Genomic DNA, 11,738 nt, shown 5'->3' with positions numbered 1-11,738 from the left:
TGTCCGGCAAGGGACGCCCGCCTTATAGTTCCAGGACTCAGGAGTCCTTCCAGGTTGTCACGCAATTTCACTTGTCTAAGTATTGGTTAGCGCTAAAAATCTACGTTAGCGCGTGTTGATGGAACTTCCTGATTCGTATCGGATGGCGTGCCGAAACGCGAATGAAGCCAGGTCATGTTTATTCTTCCGTGACCTTCTTGACCACTGCGTAACGCGCCAGTGTCTGTTTACGTGCTTCATCATGTTGGATCAAAGGTCTTGGGTAGTCGACGCCCAGCTTAATTCCTGCGTCGGCCAGCGTGTCAGCGTCGGCCAGCCATGGAGCATGGATGGCTTTGTTGCTGAGTTTGGCCAATTGGGGAAGATAGCGGCGGATAAACTTGCCTTCACTATCAAATTTTTCCGATTGGGTAATCGGATTAAATATGCGGAAATAAGGTTGGGCGTCACAGCCCGATGATGCTGCCCATTGCCAGCCGCCATTGTTGGCCGACAGATCGAAGTCATTTAGTTGCGCAGCAAAGTACGCCTCGCCCCAACGCCAGTCGATACCAAGGTCTTTGATTAAAAATGACGCCACTACCATTCGCAGACGGTTGTGCATATAACCCGTTTGATTGATTTGCAGCATGGCGGCATCAACCAAGGGATAGCCAGTGCGGCCATCGCACCACGCCTGAAAAGCGGCCTCCGCAGGAGCGCCGGTCTCCCATTGAATCGCATCGTAGTCCGGTTTGAAGGCGCGTTGGGCGACATGCGGATGGTGATGCAGGATCATAAAATAAAAGTCGCGCCACACCAACTCCGATAGCCATACCGAAGCACCGCTTCCTTCGATTCCTTGTCGCATCGCCTGATAGGCATTCCGAGCCAGTGTGCGGATAGAAATGGTCCCAAACCGTAAATGGACGGATAAATAGGACGGCCCCTTCACAGCCGGAAAGTTGCGCGTCGTGTCATATCCGCCAATGCGCGGCATGAAGTCTTCGAGCAATTCTTCTGCGCCGGCGATGCCGGTAGGAATTTTCAGCTCACTTAAATTGGTCTGAGTAAAGCCCAATTCTGACAACGAAGGGATCGGTACTGCATTCTCTGGCGGTATGGTTGCCAATCGGGATGCATAGGACGAAATCGGATAGGGCTTGAGGAAGAACTCACCGTCCGCCGCGGCAAGTCGTTTCATCCATGCATTTTTGTACGGTGTAAATACCGAAAAAGGTTTGGCGGAGAGCGACAATATTTCATCGGTTTCAAAAATCACCTGATCTTTGTAACTGTGCCAGATGCAACCATTTTTGGCCAAAGTGGCTTTAACTGCGTTGTCGCGCGTAACCGCCTGTGGCTCATAATCACGATTGGTGAATACTGCGTTGACGTCAAGTTCGCTTGCTAAAGACGAAATTTCTGGCAATGCCGAGCCATGTCGGACGATCAAACCACCACCCAATTCTCGTAACGCTGTGTCTAAAGCCATGATACTGGCATGAATAAATTCAACCCGGCGGTCGGCGGTCAGCCCTGCCTCGCGTAGCGGTTGCAGAATATCGGTGTCAAATACAAATACACAAAAGACGGCGCGACTATTCTTTAATGCATGATGCAACGCGGCATTGTCGAATACGCGCAAATCGCGACGAAACCAGACTAGGGACTTGTCAAATTGGGGCATATTGATGGGTGATGGGAAAAGAAACGGGTGGACATCGAACCATTGCTAAAAGTCATTATTTCGAGAAAATTATCTTAGCAAGTCAGATTCTGGGCAAATGAGGCTACTTTACGCGAGGTCAGCAGCTATTCAAAGCAGGATAGTCACATTTAAAAATGATAAAATGCAGATTATGGCTAAGCTACTAAACCCCTACGAAACATTCTGGCAGCCCGACCACGCGGTAACTTCTTCCTCTGAGGAAGCAACGGCGCTTGACCTGACTAATCATTTTTTGATTGCCATGCCCACGATGCAAGATCCCGTGTTTGGCGGCAGTGTCGTCTACCTGTGCGAGCATAACGCCAACGGCGCACTTGGGGTGGTGATTAACAAGCCCACCGATATGACAATGGACGTATTGTTTGACCGAATCGAACTGACGCTCGAAATCGCGCCGCAGCATACGCATGCCGTTGCGTACTCCGATAGCATTAGCAAGTTTGGCGACAGCATGTCTACTTGCCCAGTCATGTTTGGCGGTCCGGTACAAGTTGAGCGTGGCTTTGTGCTGCACTCTCCGCTCAATACCTATTCTTCGACGCTCAAAGTCACCGATCAGATTGCGATGACGACCTCCAAAGACGTACTGGAAGCGGTTGCGCATGGCAACGGTCCTGCACAAATCCTGGTCAGCCTGGGTTGCTCTGGTTGGGAAGCTGGCCAACTTGAAGAGGAAATTGCGCGCAATGGCTGGCTGACCGTCGCGGCAGATCCTACTATTATTTTTGATTTACCGATTGAACAGCGGTTTTTGGCAGCCCTGAAACTACTTGGTATCGATCCTCATATGCTGACAGGGGAATCTGGCCGTGCTTGAGTTGATGTCAGGCCGGCGGAATATTGCATTTCGACCTGGATTTAAGGTTGCAATGACCGCGGCGGTGCGCTAGTGGAAACGATCCTGGGCTTTGATTTTGGTCTTAAACGCGTTGGCGTAGCAGTTGGTAATACCATGATGAAGCAGGCGCAACCGTTATCCATCATCAGCGCCATCAGCAACGATGGCAAGTTTGAAGAAATAGCTGTTTTAATGCGCGAGTGGCAACCGGCCCGTTGCATTGTCGGTTTGCCTTTGCACCCAGACGGCGCAGATCATGAGATGACTGTGCGCTGCCGCCGGTTTGCCAACCAGTTACACGGGCGCTATGGCGTCGCCATCGTACTAGTCGACGAGCGTTATTCGTCGGCCGTGATTGCGCACCAGCGCGGCGAGTTGATTGACGATCGCGCAGCGGCGATCATCTTGCAACAATACTTTGATGAGTTGAGTGAATGAGCTGTGCGCGCAAGGTTGAATCGGGGCGCGCATCCCACACTCAATGGCGGCGAACCTTAATGAGATTTATTTAATAAAACTAATTTAATAATAAACTTTAATAAAAAAACTTAAAAAAAACTTAACCAGACTGATTACTTATAAAAAAGATAAATTTTCATGACAATAACTCACTCACCAGATTCATCCTATGATGCTGAAGCGTTATATCGGATATTGGAAGCGCAGGTAATCGCCGGTTTAGCCAACGCCGATAAAATTGCGGTGGTCGGCATCTATTCCGGCGGTGCGTGGCTTGCTGAACGGTTGGTGGCCGCATTGAACCTGTCTGACAAAGATCGCCTGGGGTTTATCGATGTCTCCTTTTATCGTGATGATTTTGCCGAAAAAGGGCTGCGTGCCGACATCAAGCCGACCCATATTTCGTTCGACGTCAACGGCGCTACCATTTTGCTGGTGGACGACGTGCTTTACACAGGCCGTACTACGCGAGCAGCCATCAATGAATTATTTGACTACGGTCGTCCGGCAAAAATCATGCTGGCGGCATTGATTGATCGCGGTGGGCGTGAATTACCGATTTCGGCTGATTTTGTGGCCGAAACTATCACGTTGCTGGCTGGCGAATCATTAGAACTTCATCGCGCCGAAAATGGCGAACTCTCTTTGACTGTGCATCACAATGCTTAATCCCCAACTGAATAAAAACGGCGAACTACAACATTTGCTGACCATCGAAGGACTGCCGACCTCAGTCGTTACGCACATTCTCGACACTGCATCATCGTTTGTGGGTATCAGCGACCGCGACGTTAAAAAAGTACCGTTAATGCGCGGCAAAAGCGTATTCAATCTATTCTTCGAAAACTCCACCCGTACGCGTACCACTTTTGAAATTGCATCGAAGCGCTTATCGGCAGATGTGATCAACCTGAACATTTCTGCCTCCAGCGCAAGCAAGGGCGAGTCATTGTTGGATACCATCGACAATCTGGCCGCCATGCACGCCGACATGTTCGTGGTACGCCATTCGCAATCGGGCGCGCCTTATCTGATCGCTAAACATCTGACGGATACTAAACAGTCCCACGTACACGTTGTCAATGCCGGTGACGGACGTCATGCGCACCCGACACAGGGCTTGCTCGACATGTACACGATTCGTCATTACAAAAAAGATTTTACCAATCTGACCGTTGCGATCGTTGGCGATATTTTGCATAGCCGCGTCGCGCGTTCCGACATTCATGGGTTGACAACATTGGGCGTGCCGGAAGTGCGCGCAATCGGTCCGCGCACGCTATTGCCGAGTGGCTTGGAGCAAATGGGCGTGCGGGTTTTCACCGATATGAATGAAGGTTTGAAAGGCGTCGATGTCATCATCATGTTACGCCTTCAAAACGAGCGTATGACCGGAGCGCTGTTGCCGTCGGCGCAGGAATTTTTCAAGAGCTACGGCCTCACGCCAGAGCGCCTGGCGCTGGCAAAACCGGACGCCATTGTGATGCACCCTGGGCCAATGAACCGTGGTGTCGAAATTGATTCTGCCGTGGCTGATGGCGCGCAAGCGGTGATTTTGCCACAAGTGACTTTTGGGATTGCAGTAAGGATGGCGGTGATGAGTATTTTGGCAGGAAATTAAATGTGCGGAAAATAATGCTCGCCGGTCGATGAGGACGCATGAATATTCATGCGCCGATTTATACACTACCGCCGGGCATACGGATCAACATAATCGCTGGTTTGCTAAGCCAATAAGTAACTAACTTATTGGCTTACTTAGCAACTTCCTAAAGACTTGACCAACGATTTTGTGTCATTAAAAAACTCGCTAAGAAAAAATTTATACATGAAACTGCACATTAAAAACGGTCACCTGATTGATCCTGCAAACGGTATCGATGCCAAGCAAGATCTGTATATAGCCGATGGTAAGGTAATCGCTATTGGCCAGCCTCCCGCCGATTTTGTTGCGGCTAAAACGATTGATGCCAGCGGGCTGATAGTCGCTCCTGGTCTGGTCGATCTGAGTGCGCGTTTGCGTGAGCCGGGTTACGAATATAAGGCGACGCTTGAATCGGAAATGCAAGCAGCCATGCAAGGCGGAGTGACTAGTCTGGTTTGCCCGCCAGACACCGATCCAGTGCTGGATGAACCTGGTCTGGTGGAGATGTTAAAACATCGCGCCAAGTCGTTAAATCAGGCACACGTCTACCCGCTCGGTGCGTTGACGGTTGGCTTGAAAGGGCGAGAGTTGACTGAAATGTCTGAGTTGACCGACGCCGGGTGTATTGGATTTTCTCAGGCCGATGAACCGATTTTGGATACAACCGTACTATTGCGCTCGCTGCAATATGCGCAGACGTTCAATTACACCGTATGGTTGCGCCCGCAGGATCCGTATCTTGGGCACGATGGTATCGCCAACAGCGGGGCGGTAGCGTCGCGTTTGGGATTGTCCGGCGTTCCTGTCATGGCCGAGACTATCCGGTTGTACACCATTTTTGAATTGGTACGGGCAACCGGCGCACGCGTGCATTTATGCCGAATTTCTTCGGGAGCCGGTGTTGATTTGGTACGGTTGGCGAAAAAAGAAGGTCTGCCGATCACGTGTGACGTCGGCGCGCATCATATTCATATGACTGAAGTGGATATTGGCTTCTTTGATTCGAATGCGCGTATGACGCCACCGTTCCGTTCGCAACGCGACCGTGACGGAATTCGTCAAGGTTTGCTGGATGGCACCATCGATGCTATCTGCTCAGACCACACGCCAGTTGATGACGATGAAAAATTGCTGCCGTTTGGAGAAGCAACGCCAGGCGCTACGGGACTTGAACTGCTGTTATCGCTGGCGCTCAAGTGGGCCGAAGAACACGTGGCACCTTCTGAGCAACCACTCAGCCGTGCATTAGCAAAAATTACCAACGATGCGGCCCGCGTAGCCGGTTTGTCAGCCGGTCAACTGAATGTGGGCAGTATTGCCGACATCTGCCTTTTTGATCCGTCGGTACGTTGGACGGTGGATGCTAAATCACTGGCGAGTCAAGGTAAGCACACGCCATTTTTGGGTTACGAGTTAACCGGCCAGGTAAAAGCGACGATCGTTGCTGGCCACATTGCTTACGAACGCTTACTTGATGGCGTTGATGGCGTACCTAAACGCGCATGATCGCCTATCGGCTGTTCAGGATAATCGCGCATCTGTTCGCCGGTCTTTTGACCTGCGCGTTGGTGTTTCCGTTTACCGATGCTGCCGGTCGTCATTGGCGCATTCGTCGTTGGTCAATCAAGGTATTAGCTATTTGCCGCGTAACCGTCGAAGTCAGTAATCCGTATCAACGTGACATTGCATCGCCAGCGTTGATCATCGCCAATCATGTCTCGTGGCTAGATATCTTTGTGATCAACTCAACAGAACCTTGTCGCTTTGTCGCAAAATCAGATATCCGTGACTGGCCGTTAATCGGCTGGCTGTGCGCGCAGGCCGATACAATTTTTATTGCGCGTGGCAAGCAGCGCGATGTGCGTCGGATTTTTCAGGGCCTCGTCAGCAGTATCCATGCCGGCGAGCGCGTCGCCTTTTTCCCTGAAGGCACAACTGCTGCACAAGGCGCAATATTGCCATTTCATGCAAATTTGTTTGAGGCGGCGGTTGATGCGCACGTGCCGATTCAGCCCTACGCGTTACGTTATGTCGATGCAGCCGGTCAATTGCATCCGGCTGCAGATTTTATCGGAGACATGAGCTTTGCTCAAAGCATGATTGCAATCATGAAAGCAGCACCTATTAAGGCAGAGTTGATTCAGCTGAAATCAATTGAAACAGCAGGAATACATCGACGCGATCTGGCGGCGATTGCTCACGTCGCCATTGCGGAAGCGTTAGGGCAAAGGCGACCAGAAGAGCAAGTTGTCAGTATGGCCAGTGTTGGAAATTAGAGCGATAGTGGAAAAGTGCAGAATAGTGCAGAATAGTGCATTCTGCACAAGTACGGTGCTCAACAGACGCTTAGTAAAAAAAGACCCAAAATTAACTCGGTTTTTGTGATTCTGGACAGCTAACCTGAAACAAAGCACGGTCTTCAAGCCGTACAGCAGTCAACTTCCCACCCCACACGCAACCGGTATCAAGACCAATTAAGTTCGGTCTCAAGGTCAGACCCAAAGTCGACCAATGTCCGAATACAACGGTAACGTCTTTTGTCTGGCGCTGGGCTACGTCAAACCAAGGCAGATAACCGGGCAACGCTGTTCCCGCGCTTTCCTTTGCCGCAAATTCCATCGTTCCATCCTCGGTACAAAATCGCAGTCGGGTCAAAGCATTCACGATGCAGCGTAAACGCGCGTTACCTTGCAATGTATCGTCCCAGCGCGTCGGTTCGTTACCATACATTTCACGTAAAAAATTAACCCAATCCGGACTCTGCAACACCGCCTCAACCTCTCGTGCAAGTGCTAAGGTCTGGGTTGCCGACCATTGCGGCAAAACGCCCGCATGCAGTAACAAATGACCATTTTCAAACAAAGCCATTGGTCGTCGTCGTAACCAGTCCAGCAGTTCGTCGCAGTCCGGTGCATCCAACACTTGCGCCAGGGTATCCTGTCGATGCAGTTTGCGAATCCCATGCGCCGCCGCTAATAAATGCAAATCATGGTTGCCAAGCACTGCCTGCGCGCGATCCCCAAGGGAACGTATTAATCGTAAAGTAGCCACTGAGTCCGGCCCCCTATTGACCAGGTCACCAACAAAAATTAATTTCGCGTCTGGTGTCGCAGCGTCAATTTGCGCAAGCAATTCGACCAGACTTTGATAGCAGCCTTGCAGATCGCCGATGGCGTAAGTATGGGTATTGTTAGTTGTCATGGTTTGATTGGATGGCTGATAAATGAATGCCTTATTGTAGGGCATTCATTTTATGTTTCAGGTTGGTCCTGATATGTCGCAGGTAAAACTGCATTAATCCACGCATTGGTATTTTGAACGCGGTTAATGGTTGATTCCCAGAGGGTTGATTGCTAAAAAATTAACCGAGAACCAGCATTTTATCGGTCTCGACTTTTTTTGCTTTAATTCATTTCAGAAGGTATCTAAATGGCAATGGTGGCATCACAATAGAATGATACTTTGCAACAAAGTGTTACTTCAGGTGTCTTTTCTCAGGGGAAACGAAATATAAAGTGCTGTTTTGGTAACTTAATGACCGCGATAATAGTGGATAATTATGGGCTAGTGGCAAATTGGTGTATTTCCCTGTACGACATTCTTTTTTAGTCGGGTAGATCGCTATCATTTTTAAACGCATTCAGGATACCCACATGATTCTCATTACTGGCGGCGCCGGTTTTATCGGCTCTAATTTTGTACTCGACTGGTTGGCACAAAGTGATGAATCGGTAATTAATCTCGATAAGCTAACTTACGCGGGCAATATTAATAACCTCGCCACCGTTAATGAGGATCAACGACATATTTTTGTGCATGGGGATATCGGTGATACCGCACAAGTTGCCGAACTGCTGGCCCAATATAAACCACGTGCCGTTGTTCACTTCGCCGCAGAAAGTCATGTTGACCGTTCAATACACGGACCTGCTGCGTTTATCGAAACCAACGTTAATGGCACTTTTGGTCTATTGGAAGCAGTGCGCGCCCATTGGTCAGTTTTGCCTGAAACCGATAAGGCCGCTTTCCGTTTTCTGCACGTGTCGACCGATGAGGTATACGGCACGCTGGGCGCAGACGATGCGCCGTTCACAGAAACGACAGCATACGCCCCGAATAGCCCTTACTCAGCCTCGAAAGCCGCATCAGATCACCTGGTGCGCGCCTATCACCATACATATGGCTTGCCGACGCTAACCACCAATTGCTCGAATAATTACGGGCCGTATCATTTCCCCGAGAAGCTCATCCCGCTCATTATTACCAACGCCCGTGCAGGGAAGCCGTTACCCATTTATGGCGACGGTCAGCAAGTGCGTGACTGGCTCTATGTCAGCGATCATTGCGCCGCAATTCGTCGTGTTTTAGAGGCAGGACGGCCAGGCGAAGTCTATAACATCGGCGGCTGGAACGAGAAAGCCAACCTGGATGTGGTCCATGTTTTATGCGACATCCTGGATGCCCTCGATCCAAAAACGAATGGCAGCTACCGCGATCAAATTACTTACGTAACTGACCGTCCCGGGCATGACCGCCGTTACGCAATTGATGCAGGAAAAATTGCTCGAGAGCTAGACTGGAAGCCAGCTGAGACTTTCGAAACAGGCATTCGCAAGACGGTCCAGTGGTATCTTGATAATCAGCCTTGGGTGAACAATGTTCAGTCAGGCGATTATCTGAAATGGGTTGAGCAAAACTATAGCCAACGTAAAGCCAGCGAGGAGATCAAGTAATGACGTTAGCACGTAAAGGAATTATTCTCGCAGGTGGGTCAGGCACCCGTTTATATCCAGTCACCATGGCGGTTTCCAAGCAGTTACTGCCGGTCTATGACAAACCGATGATTTACTATCCGCTGACCACGTTGATGTTGGCGGGTATTCGCGAAATCCTGATCATATCGACACCGCAAGACACCCCGCGCTTCAAGGAACTGCTTGGTGATGGTAGTCAATGGGGTCTCGCTTTAACCTATGCAGTACAACCGACACCCGACGGACTGGCGCAGGCTTTTATTATCGGACGCGAATTCGTTGGTGATGCGCCATCAGCTTTGATCCTCGGCGATAACATCTATTACGGTCATGATTTCGAAACGCAATTGCGGGATGCGTCTGCTCGGGCCACGGGTTCGACCGTGTTTGCCTATCACGTGCAGGATCCGGAGCGATACGGTGTAGTCGAGTTTGACGGTGAACGCCGTGCAGTCAGCATTGAAGAAAAGCCAGCGCATCCGAAGTCTAACTATGCGGTTACCGGTTTGTATTTCTACGATCAACAGGTCTGTGATATCGCAGCCAGTATAAAACCCTCCGCACGTGGTGAATTAGAGATTACGGACGTTAATCGGGTTTATCTTGAAACTAATCAGCTTAATGTGGAACTAATGGGCCGCGGTATGGCGTGGCTGGATACTGGCACGCATGAATCTTTGCTGGAAGCAGGTCAATTCATTGCGACTATCGAAAATCGTCAAGGTTTGAAAGTCGCTTGCCCAGAAGAAATCGCTTTCCGCAAAGGGTATATCAGCGCCGAACATCTCGAAGCGCTTGCGCAACCATTAAAGAAAAATGGCTACGGTCAATATTTGCTGCGGTTACTGACAGATAAGGTTTATTAAAGATGCACATTCAAACAACCGATATTCCCGATGTACTCATCATCGAACCCAAAGTATTCGGTGACGATCGAGGATTCTTTTACGAGAGTTTTAACGAGCGCACCTTTCAAGAACTGACCGGTGTCACGACCACTTTCGTGCAGGATAATCACTCCAAATCGGCTAAGAATGTGCTGCGCGGTTTGCATTATCAAATCCAGCAACCACAAGGTAAATTGGTCCGCGTCGTAGCCGGCGAAGTATTTGACGTTGCCGTCGATATCCGCAAAAGTTCTCCTACATTTGGTCGTTGGGTCGGCGTGGTCTTATCGGCTGAAAATAAGCGTCAAATGTGGGTACCACCGGGCTTCGCGCATGGCTTCGTCGTGACCAGCGATTCTGCTGAATTTCTTTATAAAACAACCGATTATTGGGCGCCAGAGTTTGAGCGCTCTATTCTCTGGAATGATCCCGCTATCGGCATAAAGTGGCCGATCGAAGGTAGCCCATTGCTGTCGGGTAAAGACCAGATCGCAGCATTGCTCGGCGATGCCGAGGTGTTTCCATGAAAATTTTGGTGACAGGAAAAAATGGCCAAGTAGGATATGAACTTGAGCGCAGCTTAAAAGGTCTGGGCGAGATTATCGCAGTTGATCGCAGCCAAATGGATCTGTCTAACCTGGATCAAGTGCGTGATGTCATTCGTACAGTTAAACCGAACCTGATCATCAACGCCGCCGCATACACGGCGGTAGACAAAGCGGAAAGCGAGCCAGAGCTGGCGATGCGCATCAACGGTGAAGCGCCAGGAGTGATGGCAGAAGAAGCACAAAAACTTGGTGCCGCGATGATTCATTACTCAACTGATTATGTGTTTGATGGCACCAAAAAGAGTCCGTACACAGAAGAAGATATTACCAACCCTCAAAGTGTGTACGGCCGCACCAAACGAGAAGGGGAAATTGCAGTAGCGAAGGCGTGTGAAGCGCATTGGATCATGCGTACCAGTTGGGTCTATGGCGTGCACGGCGGCAATTTTCTAAAAACAATATTACGTTTGGCCCAAGAACGGGAAGCTATTCGGATCGTGGCTGATCAAACCGGCGCCCCAACTTGGGCGCGTACTATTGCTCGTGTAACAACTGCCGCATTAGAGACGCAAGAATCGACTTGGAATCACATTTTAGCAAGTGCCGGCATTTACAATTTATGCGCCAGTGGTGAGACAACGTGGCACGGCTATGCGAAGCGTGTGGTTACACTGGCAGGACTTAATGGTCTGGCGCTTATGCTTTCCCTTGACGCTATTGAACCGATCCCAACCGAAGCTTATCCTCTTCCGGCGCCAAGACCGGGTAACTCTCGTTTAGCGACAGATAAATTACAAAATACGTTCAAACTTGGACTGCCGGATTGGCATACCGATCTGGATATTTGTTTAAGTGAATTGATACAAGGAATAAATGATAAACCATAATATCTGCTC

At 49.8% G+C, this 11,738-nt stretch carries 12 protein-coding genes; 10 read left to right on the top strand and 2 right to left on the bottom strand.

Annotated elements, in window-relative coordinates; all coding sequences use genetic code 11:
* Positions 1-178: 178 nt before the first annotated feature.
* Entirely contained in the window at positions 179-1,669 is a 1,491-nt protein-coding gene (locus tag QN379_RS11735) for a deoxyribodipyrimidine photo-lyase (protein ID WP_323506695.1), read from the bottom strand.
* 283 nt (positions 1,670-1,952) lie between these two features.
* Between QN379_RS11735 and QN379_RS11730 the strand changes: the two genes are divergently transcribed.
* The 6 genes from QN379_RS11730 to QN379_RS11705 all read left to right on the top strand — a co-directional run bounded on the left by QN379_RS11730 (position 1,953) and on the right by QN379_RS11705 (position 6,929).
* Positions 1,953-2,528, top strand: a complete 576-nt coding sequence (locus QN379_RS11730) for a YqgE/AlgH family protein (protein WP_416186848.1) — start codon at positions 1,953-1,955, stop codon at positions 2,526-2,528.
* A 72-nt stretch (positions 2,529-2,600) separates the two neighbouring features.
* Positions 2,601-2,987 carry a Holliday junction resolvase RuvX gene (ruvX, locus tag QN379_RS11725; RefSeq protein WP_322233179.1) on the top strand — a complete coding sequence of 129 codons (387 nt, stop codon included), beginning with the start codon at positions 2,601-2,603 and terminating at the stop codon, positions 2,985-2,987.
* 159 nt (positions 2,988-3,146) lie between these two features.
* Positions 3,147-3,677 carry a bifunctional pyr operon transcriptional regulator/uracil phosphoribosyltransferase PyrR gene (gene pyrR / locus QN379_RS11720; RefSeq protein ID WP_322233177.1) on the top strand — a complete coding sequence of 177 codons (531 nt, stop codon included), beginning with the start codon at positions 3,147-3,149 and terminating at the stop codon, positions 3,675-3,677.
* Positions 3,670-4,629, top strand: a complete 960-nt coding sequence (locus tag QN379_RS11715) for an aspartate carbamoyltransferase catalytic subunit (protein ID WP_322233175.1) — start codon at positions 3,670-3,672, stop codon at positions 4,627-4,629. Before pyrR ends, QN379_RS11715 begins: the two co-directional genes overlap by 8 nt.
* A 207-nt stretch (positions 4,630-4,836) precedes the next feature.
* Positions 4,837-6,159 carry a dihydroorotase gene (locus QN379_RS11710; RefSeq protein WP_323506694.1) on the top strand — a complete coding sequence of 441 codons (1,323 nt, stop codon included), beginning with the start codon at positions 4,837-4,839 and terminating at the stop codon, positions 6,157-6,159.
* On the top strand, positions 6,156-6,929 hold the full coding sequence (locus tag QN379_RS11705) for a lysophospholipid acyltransferase family protein (RefSeq protein WP_323506693.1): 774 nt from the start codon (positions 6,156-6,158) through the stop codon (positions 6,927-6,929). Before QN379_RS11710 ends, QN379_RS11705 begins: the two co-directional genes overlap by 4 nt.
* Before the next feature lie 91 nt (positions 6,930-7,020).
* Here QN379_RS11705 and QN379_RS11700 read toward each other — a convergent pair whose 3' ends face one another.
* Positions 7,021-7,854 (bottom strand): symmetrical bis(5'-nucleosyl)-tetraphosphatase, encoded by an 834-nt coding sequence (locus QN379_RS11700; RefSeq protein WP_323506692.1) that lies wholly within the window; start codon positions 7,852-7,854, stop codon positions 7,021-7,023.
* 452 nt (positions 7,855-8,306) lie between these two features.
* Here QN379_RS11700 and rfbB point away from each other — a divergent pair, with 452 nt between their 5' ends.
* The 4 genes from rfbB to rfbD are packed head-to-tail and all read left to right on the top strand — an operon-like array spanning position 8,307 to position 11,729.
* Positions 8,307-9,386, top strand: coding sequence for a dTDP-glucose 4,6-dehydratase (gene rfbB / locus QN379_RS11695; RefSeq protein ID WP_323506691.1), 1,080 nt, complete (start codon positions 8,307-8,309; stop codon positions 9,384-9,386).
* Positions 9,386-10,273: a glucose-1-phosphate thymidylyltransferase RfbA gene (gene rfbA / locus QN379_RS11690; RefSeq protein ID WP_322233164.1), complete on the top strand. Its 888-nt coding sequence runs from the start codon at positions 9,386-9,388 to the stop codon at positions 10,271-10,273. Before rfbB ends, rfbA begins: the two co-directional genes overlap by 1 nt.
* A gap of 2 nt (positions 10,274-10,275) precedes the next feature.
* Positions 10,276-10,821, top strand: coding sequence for a dTDP-4-dehydrorhamnose 3,5-epimerase (gene rfbC, locus QN379_RS11685; protein WP_323506690.1), 546 nt, complete (start codon positions 10,276-10,278; stop codon positions 10,819-10,821).
* The gene (gene rfbD, locus QN379_RS11680; RefSeq protein WP_323506689.1) at positions 10,818-11,729 is read left to right on the top strand and encodes a dTDP-4-dehydrorhamnose reductase; all 912 of its coding nucleotides are present in this window, start codon (positions 10,818-10,820) and stop codon (positions 11,727-11,729) included. Before rfbC ends, rfbD begins: the two co-directional genes overlap by 4 nt.
* Positions 11,730-11,738 lie beyond the last annotated feature (9 nt).

Origin of the sequence: Glaciimonas sp. Gout2, from assembly GCF_035018905.1 — a bacterium.
Classification (GTDB): domain Bacteria; phylum Pseudomonadota; class Gammaproteobacteria; order Burkholderiales; family Burkholderiaceae_D; genus Glaciimonas.
The sequence above is the reverse complement of the archived record's forward strand: the minus strand, read 5'-3'. Positions and strand labels throughout refer to the sequence as shown.

Coding starts and splice junctions, on each gene's coding strand:
- QN379_RS11735 (WP_323506695.1), bottom strand. CDS start 1,669: ATGCCCCAATTTGACAAGTCCCTAGTCTGGTTTCGTCGCGATTTGCGC.
- QN379_RS11705 (WP_323506693.1), top strand. CDS start 6,156: ATGATCGCCTATCGGCTGTTCAGGATAATCGCGCATCTGTTCGCCGGT.
- QN379_RS11715 (WP_322233175.1), top strand. CDS start 3,670: ATGCTTAATCCCCAACTGAATAAAAACGGCGAACTACAACATTTGCTG.
- QN379_RS11700 (WP_323506692.1), bottom strand. CDS start 7,854: ATGACAACTAACAATACCCATACTTACGCCATCGGCGATCTGCAAGGC.
- QN379_RS11730 (WP_416186848.1), top strand. CDS start 1,953: ATGCCCACGATGCAAGATCCCGTGTTTGGCGGCAGTGTCGTCTACCTG.
- rfbA (WP_322233164.1), top strand. CDS start 9,386: ATGACGTTAGCACGTAAAGGAATTATTCTCGCAGGTGGGTCAGGCACC.
- rfbD (WP_323506689.1), top strand. CDS start 10,818: ATGAAAATTTTGGTGACAGGAAAAAATGGCCAAGTAGGATATGAACTT.
- QN379_RS11710 (WP_323506694.1), top strand. CDS start 4,837: ATGAAACTGCACATTAAAAACGGTCACCTGATTGATCCTGCAAACGGT.
- rfbB (WP_323506691.1), top strand. CDS start 8,307: ATGATTCTCATTACTGGCGGCGCCGGTTTTATCGGCTCTAATTTTGTA.
- pyrR (WP_322233177.1), top strand. CDS start 3,147: ATGACAATAACTCACTCACCAGATTCATCCTATGATGCTGAAGCGTTA.
- rfbC (WP_323506690.1), top strand. CDS start 10,276: ATGCACATTCAAACAACCGATATTCCCGATGTACTCATCATCGAACCC.